We start from the raw sequence: 7,612 nt of genomic DNA, 5'->3' as shown, positions 1-7,612 counted from the left end.
GGCCGATCTGCATGATGTCGTTCTTGTCGAAGCCCATGAGGGGGTTGGCGGCGACCACACCACTACCGAGACCGTCGGCGCTGGGGAACTGGACATTGATCACCGTCACCTGGTCGCCGCGCTGCTGGTCGAAACCTACAGCCGTGCGCACCAGTTGTTCGATCCTCTGCATCTCCGCCGCAGGACGCGGAGTATAGGCGCCGGGCTTCCCATCCTCACCCGGGGGGGCTGTGACGCCATCCACAGCGACGGCGACGGACAGGCGCTTGATCTGCCCGGGCTCCTTCACCTCCGTTCGGATGGTCTTGGAGATGTCATAGTTCGTCGTGGTGCCTGTGCGACCCGAGTTCGAAGCGATCAATCCCTCGGGATTCGGCGGTGCGCCCGGAATGTTGGCCGCCGCCGTCACCTGCCCGGTCTGGGTTGGCTGATTCTCGTTGGCGTTTTCCTCGCTGGTCGTCTCCGAGCGGACCACCTGTCCGTCGGGGTCGAAGGTCTCCTCCTGAATGGTGACCTGGGACAGGTCGAGTTCGGCGGTGACGTTGACCCGAGCCTTGCCCTGGCCGACCACGCCTTCGACCATGGTCTTCACCGTCTTGGCGATGCGCGCCTCGACGGCGGACTTTCGACCATCCGCCGCCATGGCCTCGCCTTCGGCGCCGCCCGAGAGGGTCTTGGCGTGCTGGTCGACCACTGTGACCCGCTCCGGCTTCATGTTCGGCACGGCGCCGGCCACGAGGTTCTGGATGGCGCGAACCTGTTCCGGTGACGGCTCGCGTGCGCCGACGGCGATGCTGACCGAGGCGGATGGCTGCTGAATTTCGTCTTCAAACAGTTCCTTCTTGGGAAGGACAAGGTGAACCCGGGCGGAGGTGACGCCGTCGAGGCTCTGAATGGTGCGGGCGAGTTCGCCTTCCAGAGCCCGCTGGCGGTTGAGCTGCTGGACGAAGTCTGTCTGCCCGACCACGCTGGACTGGTCGAAAATCTCGTAACCGACGGATCCCGCAGTAGGCAGCCCCCTGCCCGAAAGAAGCAGGCGGGTCGAGGCGACCTGGTCCCGGGAGACCATGATGGTTGAACCGTCTCCCTTGGCCTCGTAGCGGATGTTGGCCTGGTCCAGCGCTTGGGTGATCTCCCCCGCTTCCTTGAGGTCCAGGTTCGAGTAGAGCAGGGCGTTGGGCTGGTCCAAGTTCATGAACACGGCGGCGAGTACGGCGACGACGCCCACGCCGATACCCGCGAAGGCGGCGAGGCGGCCCAGGCCGAATCTCTGCAGGGCGGCTAAGATCCCGTTCACGATCCGCAGTCTCCCCCCGCCGGCTACAAGGTGTGCAGTTCCTGCCGACGTCTCGGCAGGAATTACCCAGTAGTTGGTAAACGAGACGTTTACACGTGCCTTTGCAGCGAGGTCGCCGGCCTCAGCCGGCCCAAGGTGACAGGCCTCCCCAGAGGCCAAGCAGAAGGCTGAAAGCCAACGAGACGACTGCGGTCACCGCGAACCCGGCGCGCCGCAGCGCCGTCCAGCTGTCGACCCTTCGGCCGCTGCGGAGCACCAGGGGCAACAGGGCGGCGCAGGCCACCGTCAGGAAGGTCGCCACGATCGCGCAGGCCGAAGCGGCCAGCAGGAGCAGGCCTGGCCAGTCGAAGATCACGTCGCTCTCCGGCGTTAGGGCGCCCCAGGCCACGCCGAGGGCGATCGCCGAAAGCCAGAGAATGGACTGAAGTCCCTGGAGTAACCCGGCGCGGGCCTGAATGGCGGTCTGTCGAAAATCCCGGCGGCTCCGGAAGATGGCGAAGGCGAGCGTCAGGAGGGCGGCCAACCCGGTCGCCCCGGCGGCTCCAGCCAACAGGTCCTTCCGGCTCCAGAAGGGCGCCCGTTCATAGACCTGGGTATTGAGAGAGGTCAGGATCTGGCTCGTTCGACCGTCCTCAAGGATGAAGATGCGCCGCTCCCACCCGGTGTCTGAAATGAAGCGCCCCGCGTTCGCGGGTCCTTCCGGGACCCAGGTCTGAAGGCGCCCGCCTTCCCGGGTGACCAGCCTGCCCTCGGGCGTCACTTCCACCCGAAGCTCCCCTGTCAGCCGCTCCAGCATTCCCTCGAGTCCGGAGTAAGCCCTTCGGGTCCCAAGGTATCGGCCCTCGTAGAGTCGCCGGTAGGCGTAGAGCTGGGCGGAGGGCGCCCGAGGCCAGGCGGTCGGTCGCCCGACGATCTCCTCCACCACCCGCGAAGCCAGCCTCTGGGTCAGGGCCCGGCCCGTGCTGGTGTTGGTGCTGACGAAGATCCCGAGACCCAACTCTGGGACGAGAGTCATGTTGGTCATGAAGGTCAGTGTCGCACCGTCATGGCCAAATCCCGAAAGACCGCCCGGCAGGGCGTAGGCGATGAAGCCGTGGCGCCATCCATTCACCCCGGTCGGGGTGAGACGCAGCGGGGTCTGCAGGGCCCGCGCTGTACGTTCGCCGTACACCCGGGTCTCACCAACTCGGCCGCCGTCGAGAAGCGCGATCATGTAGCGCGCCATGTCGTCAGCTGTGGAAGAGGCCGACCCCGCTGGCGCGATCTGGCCGATGTATTCGAACGACTCAGGCCTGAAGGCGTAACCATTCCAGGTGAAACCCTGCGAAAGGTCGGCGGCCAGGCTTGGCGCCATGGGCGCCGAAAGGTCCGCCCGAAACGGCCGAGGTTCGCGGAAGGTGGTGCGTTGCATCCCGAGGGGCTGAAAAAGGATGTCCTCAGCCAGGCGCTCAAAGGGCTTGCCAGAGGCCCAGGCCGCGGTCTCCCCAGCCAGCGCAGCGCCGTAGTTGGAGTAGCTGGAGAGCTGCCCGACAGGATGCACCCGCCGGGGCCGTTCCTGTCGCAAGTAGATGACAAGCGGTCGAATGCGCGCCGGGTCACGCTCGAAGAGGTGTCCCAGGGCGCGATCCTCGAAACCGCCGGAGTGCGACATCAGGCTCCGCAGGGTCACCGGCTCGGGGAAACCCTGGTCGCGGACCTGTACGGTCTCCGGCAGGAAGAGGTTGATGGGTGCGTCAAGGCGAAGTCGTCCCGCCTCCGCTTCCTTGAGCACCGTGAGCCAGGTGAACGTCTTCGAGACTGAACCCAGGCGGAAGAGGGTCCTGTCCGGATCTACGGGGCGCCAGGGAGAAAGGCTGGCCGCGCCATAGCCCTTCTTGAGCAGGACCCGGCCGTCCTGAACGATGGCGACAGTGGCCCCGACGATGTGATCCTGGATGAGGGAGTCGCGGACAATCCCGTCGACATAGGCCTCCAGTTCAGCAGTCGGCGGGGTCGAGCGCTGGATCACAGGCAGGTCAGTCGCCGCCTTTGCCGACACCGGCGGACCCTGAGCAAACGCGGGAGCCGGTGGCGCCAGGGCGGTCATCGCCAGCAGGCAGGCCTTCAGGGCGAGGTTTCGCAGCCAGCTCATGGTGGGGATCTTGCCGGAAAGGCATAAAGAGGCAGCAGCGGCCGAATCTGCGGGCCTATGAACACCTGAGGCTCGGACGGCGGCCGGACTCCTTCCCTGATCTCGCGCGCGGCTACGCAGGTACGAACCTGGTTCGCCAGCCCGGCGAAGTCCTGAGCGGAGCCCGTGCTCTGCAGGAAGCACTCGTCGAAGAAAGGATAACGGTTGGATTCTCCGCATCCGAACGAGGTCCGGTCCGGGCGGGCGGCGGTCAACACCATGCGGTTGGCGGCGCCCAGGTCGGGTACGAATACGCCGGAGAAGCAGGCCGAGATCACCGCGACGGTCGGACGCGCGCCGCAGGTCCTGTCCAGTATGGCCGCCAGGATTCCGGGTGCAAGGATTGACTGATCCACAACGGCGCCCTGGGGGGTCCCGTGGGTGGTCAGGTAGACAAGGCAACCCTCGGGGTTCTGCGCCATGAGTTGGTTCATGCCTTCGAAAATCGCCCGTATGTCCGACTTGGCCAGTCGCTCCTTCCCGTAGCGCTCAGGCCGGACCGAGTACTGCAGAATCTTGCCGGACTCGAACCCCAGACGGATCAGCTCTGCTGTGATGTCCCGGCGGGCATTGTCGAAAGCCTCGGTCGGCCCGCCGCCCGAGCCCTTCCAGTCGCCGGCGATGACCGTTGCGCCCCAGTTCCGGAACGGCGAGTCCGCCAACGCCCCCCCTGCCAGCAACTGGAGGAGCCCAATCAGGACGAAGACGGGAAGGGTCCGCCTGAGCATTTAGCTTTTGTAGGACTTGAACGGCGTGGGCACTGCGGTTCCCGTTGCCTTGGCCAGCAGCCGACCCTCGGGGTCGTAAAGTTCGCCCTCGGTAAAGGCCAGGGTCCGCCCCCACTTCAGGACCCGTCCTACCCCCCGGATCGGACCAGGTTGGGCAGGTCGGAAAAAGGAGGTCTTCATCTCGGCTGTTGGGGCCACGTGTGTCATCCCCGACGCCACCATGCAGGCGACAGACATGCATTCGTCCAGCATGGCGCAGAGATACCCGCCCTGGATCTGCTTCATCGGGTTCAGGAGGAGATCCGCCCGCGCCTCGAAGGCGACCTCGACGGACTTCTGAGCCTGGCTCACAGCGGTGATCCGAAAGCCCAGGGTCTGGGAGCCGGTCGGCTGGTTCTTTGTCCTCTGAAAACGGGCGAGGATCGCTTCGTCCGTCAGGGCTTCCGGAGCATCATCGGACAAGGCGGCCTCACTTCTTTCGGAAATGGTCAAGGGAAACGACGTTCGGCGCCTCGGTATCCGAGCTTTCTGCCGGCGGTGCGGGCGGCAGGCTCCGAGAATCCGTCTCGCCCGGGGACGCCGGAGACTGCTCGGCGTCGAACTGCAGCAGGAACTGTACGCTGGGATCGTAGAAGCGGGTCAGGGCGGCGTAGGGGACCACAAGCGACTGTGGACGTCCTCCGAACTTCAGCGTCACGCCGAAGGTCTGTTCGCCAACGTCAAGATCCCAGAACTGGTGCTGCAGCACGATCGTCATCTCGTCCGGATACCGGGACAGGAGCTCCTCCGGTCCCTCGACGCCTGCGGCTCCGGTCTTGAAGGTCAGGTAGAAATGATGGGCGCCGGGCAGGCCCCCGGGGGCGTTCGCACGCCGCAGGGCGGTCCGGACCACACCTCTCAGAGCTTCCTGGGCCATGGCCTCATAATGCATGAGGTCCTGAGCGGGCGGTTCCTGGGCCATTTGGGTCCTGTCGGGATCAGATACCGGGTCAAACTAACGCCCCGGGAGCATCACGCAAGTTTCCATGGCGAGGCTTTCGCCAACGGAAGGTCACTTGGGAAGAACGGTGGCGAGAGAAGGTGGAGGGGTTCTGTTGCCAGGCCCCCTCCCGGCCCCGCCTGACGCTGCTAAGACGCCAGGACTTTAGGTCGAAACCCGTCGGGTCGCTTACGCGGCCAGACGAACTTCTTCAGCGAAGTTATCGTTCGCAGTTAGTTTAAAGCCCGAAACGGTGGGCCAGGCCGGGAGAAAGCAACACCTTTACACGTCTGTCGATGCTGATCGGCCCCGCATCTCCCCGCCTGAGCGAGGGAAGAGATTTGGTGGAGCCGCCGGGAATCGCACCCGGGTCCAGTCCGCTTATTTCGTGCGCGTTTATCCCCATAGTCCGGCGAACCGGACGGTTGAAAGATAGTCCGGGTAGGGCCTGTTCTCAATCCCCGGGAACCCATTTCGGGCGAAAGCGCCGAGGACAGGATGAATTGGCTATTCACCCAGGTCGAGAATTCGTCCAGCTTGGACGGATAAAGGGAGGGTGAAATGTCAAAACTTATCGCTGAATTCGTCGGTACGCTTACGCTTGTGCTGTTCGGCTGCGGGGCGGCCGTCCTAGGTGGCGACAATGTCGGCCAGCTCGGCATCTCCATCGCCTTCGGCGGCGCCATCGTCGCCATGGCCTACGGCATCGGTTCCATTTCGGGGTGTCACGTCAACCCCGCCGTGAGCCTCGCGGCCTTTGTCGCCGGGCGGATGACGCTCAAGGACATGCTGGTCTACTGGATCGCCCAGTTCGCCGGGGCCCTTGCCGGCGCTGCGCTCCTGGCCCTGATCGCCGGATCGACCGCCAGCCTTGGCCAGAATGGATGGGGCCCCGGGTACCTGGGCGAGTACAGTCTGCAGTCCGCCCTGGTCTTCGAGATCGTCATGACCGCCATCTTCGTAGTCGTGATCCTCGGCTCGACGTCGGAAAAGGCGCCGGCGGGCTTTGCCGGGCTGGCCATCGGCGTGACCCTGGCCATCATCCACATCGTTGGCATCCAGGTCACGGGGGTCTCGGTCAACCCGGCCCGCAGCTTCGGCCCGGCGGTTCTTGCCGGAGGCCAGGCCCTGTCCCAGCTCTGGCTATTCTTTGTCGCGCCTGCGGTCGGAGCGGTGATAGGCGCGGCCGTTTACAGGTTCCGCCTGCTGTCCTGAGGCTGGCGGCGTTCCCGGCCCGGGTCGTTGAGGCCCGGGCCGACCTGCGCTTCAGGCGGCCTCGACGCCTCGGGTGATCGACAGCACCCCCGTCCGGGCCAGTTCCACCAGGCCGAGGGGCCGCATGAGGTCGATGAACTTGTCGATCTTGGAGGAGGCTCCGGTCACCTCGAAGATGAAGCTGTCGATCGCAGTGTCCAGGACCCGCGCCCGGAAGATCTCGCTGATGCGCAGCGCCTCGACGCGATCTGCGCCGACGCCCTTGACCTTAACCAGGGCCAGTTCCCGTTCCAGGCCGTTCGGATCCCGAGTGACGTCCTGGACGTGCCGGGTCGCCACCATTTTCTGCAACTGGGCCTCGATCTGCGTCAGGACCTGCGGCGCCCCCCGAGTGACGATGGTGACCCGGCTCGTATGGGCGTTCCGGTCTGTTTCGGCCACTGTCAGGCTCTCGATGTTGTAACCCCTTGCCGCGAAGAGACCGACGAGCCGGTGCAGGACGCCGGGCTCGTTGTCGACCAGGATGGCGAAGGTGGCGAGGCTTTCGACCTGGCCCTCATGGGCAAGGTCGTAGACGGAGGCGGGCTGGGGGTCGGTCATGGCGTTCTCGCAGGATGCTTCCGGCGAGGTGTCACAAGCCCGGCGGCTGGGCAAGGCCCCTCATTCTCCGAGATCAAGCACCCCTTGCGTTGGGACCGCGACTCTGCGGGAGTCTCTCTCTTGCGTCGCCGTCCGGAGCCGGAATGAATCCTCGGGTGTCCAGTCAGGGTCGGGGCCGTCGTCGTCCGGCGGTGTCCGGTGCTCAGCGCCTGACCCAGTACGCCGCCCTGGCCTGGCGGCGGCCCGGGGGAGGGGCGGTCGAGATCCTGCTCATCACGTCACGTGAGACGCGCCGCTGGGTGATCCCGAAAGGGTGGCCCATCAAGGGCCTTAAGCCCCACCAGGCCGCCGCCCGTGAAGCCTGGGAGGAAGCCGGGGTGGAAGGACGCGCCGGCGCCCGCAAGATCGGATCCTTCGACTATGACAAGCGCCTGTCGGGCGGACAGCTGCAGCCCGTCAGGGTGGAGGTCTATCCCCTCCAGGTCCTCCAGGAGTATGACGACTGGCCCGAGGCGCACCAGCGGGAGCGCCGGTGGGCGTCGGCGGCCGAGGCCGGATCCCTTGTCGATGAACCCGGGCTGGCCCAGCTTCTTGGCGCCTTTCCGGGTCGGGACGCCTGAGCC

8 protein-coding genes and 1 other RNA gene are annotated in these 7,612 nt (G+C 65.7%); 2 read left to right on the top strand and 7 right to left on the bottom strand.

Going from position 1 to position 7,612, the window contains the following annotated elements:
• The 6 genes from fliF to ssrA all read right to left on the bottom strand — a co-directional run.
• Nucleotides 1-1,297 (bottom strand): flagellar basal-body MS-ring/collar protein FliF (gene fliF / locus IM632_RS03925; protein ID WP_296552029.1); only part of this gene is annotated, 1,297 nt, incomplete at its 3' end.
• A 121-nt stretch (nucleotides 1,298-1,418) separates the two neighbouring features.
• The gene (locus IM632_RS03920) at nucleotides 1,419-3,428 is read right to left on the bottom strand and encodes a serine hydrolase domain-containing protein (protein ID WP_296479886.1); all 2,010 of its coding nucleotides are present in this window, start codon (nucleotides 3,426-3,428) and stop codon (nucleotides 1,419-1,421) included.
• Nucleotides 3,425-4,195: a C13 family peptidase gene (locus IM632_RS03915; protein ID WP_296497142.1), complete on the bottom strand. Its 771-nt coding sequence runs from the start codon at nucleotides 4,193-4,195 to the stop codon at nucleotides 3,425-3,427. Before IM632_RS03915 ends, IM632_RS03920 begins: the two co-directional genes overlap by 4 nt.
• Entirely contained in the window at nucleotides 4,196-4,657 is a 462-nt protein-coding gene (locus IM632_RS03910) for a PaaI family thioesterase (protein WP_296479884.1), read from the bottom strand.
• A gap of 7 nt (nucleotides 4,658-4,664) precedes the next feature.
• Entirely contained in the window at nucleotides 4,665-5,156 is a 492-nt protein-coding gene (locus IM632_RS03905) for a ClpXP protease specificity-enhancing factor SspB (protein WP_296479883.1), read from the bottom strand.
• A gap of 118 nt (nucleotides 5,157-5,274) precedes the next feature.
• Nucleotides 5,275-5,636: a transfer-messenger RNA gene (gene ssrA / locus IM632_RS03900) on the bottom strand.
• A gap of 99 nt (nucleotides 5,637-5,735) precedes the next feature.
• Here ssrA and IM632_RS03895 point away from each other — a divergent pair.
• Nucleotides 5,736-6,389, top strand: a complete 654-nt coding sequence (locus IM632_RS03895; protein ID WP_296479882.1) for an aquaporin — start codon at nucleotides 5,736-5,738, stop codon at nucleotides 6,387-6,389.
• Nucleotides 6,390-6,440: 51 nt separating this feature from the next.
• Here IM632_RS03895 and ilvN read toward each other — a convergent pair whose 3' ends face one another.
• Nucleotides 6,441-6,989, bottom strand: a complete 549-nt coding sequence (gene ilvN, locus IM632_RS03890; RefSeq protein WP_296497144.1) for an acetolactate synthase small subunit — start codon at nucleotides 6,987-6,989, stop codon at nucleotides 6,441-6,443.
• Between the two features lie 155 nt (nucleotides 6,990-7,144).
• Here ilvN and IM632_RS03885 point away from each other — a divergent pair, with 155 nt between their 5' ends.
• A complete protein-coding gene (locus IM632_RS03885; RefSeq protein ID WP_296479864.1) occupies nucleotides 7,145-7,609 on the top strand; it encodes an NUDIX hydrolase in 465 nt (154 codons plus the stop codon).
• The last annotated feature ends 3 nt before the right edge of the window (nucleotides 7,610-7,612 follow it).

This window comes from Phenylobacterium sp. (genome assembly GCF_020402505.1).
In the GTDB taxonomy this organism is placed as follows: Bacteria; Pseudomonadota; Alphaproteobacteria; order Caulobacterales; family Caulobacteraceae; genus Phenylobacterium.
The sequence above is the reverse complement of the archived record's forward strand: the minus strand, read 5'-3'. Positions and strand labels throughout refer to the sequence as shown.

What these genes read in the sequence shown, in the direction of transcription:
- IM632_RS03920 (WP_296479886.1), bottom strand. Translation starts at nt 3,428, where the DNA reads ATGAGCTGGCTGCGAAACCTCGCCCTGAAGGCCTGCCTGCTGGCGATG.
- ilvN (WP_296497144.1), bottom strand. Translation starts at nt 6,989, where the DNA reads ATGACCGACCCCCAGCCCGCCTCCGTCTACGACCTTGCCCATGAGGGC.
- IM632_RS03915 (WP_296497142.1), bottom strand. Translation starts at nt 4,195, where the DNA reads ATGCTCAGGCGGACCCTTCCCGTCTTCGTCCTGATTGGGCTCCTCCAG.
- IM632_RS03895 (WP_296479882.1), top strand. Translation starts at nt 5,736, where the DNA reads ATGTCAAAACTTATCGCTGAATTCGTCGGTACGCTTACGCTTGTGCTG.
- IM632_RS03905 (WP_296479883.1), bottom strand. Translation starts at nt 5,156, where the DNA reads ATGGCCCAGGAACCGCCCGCTCAGGACCTCATGCATTATGAGGCCATG.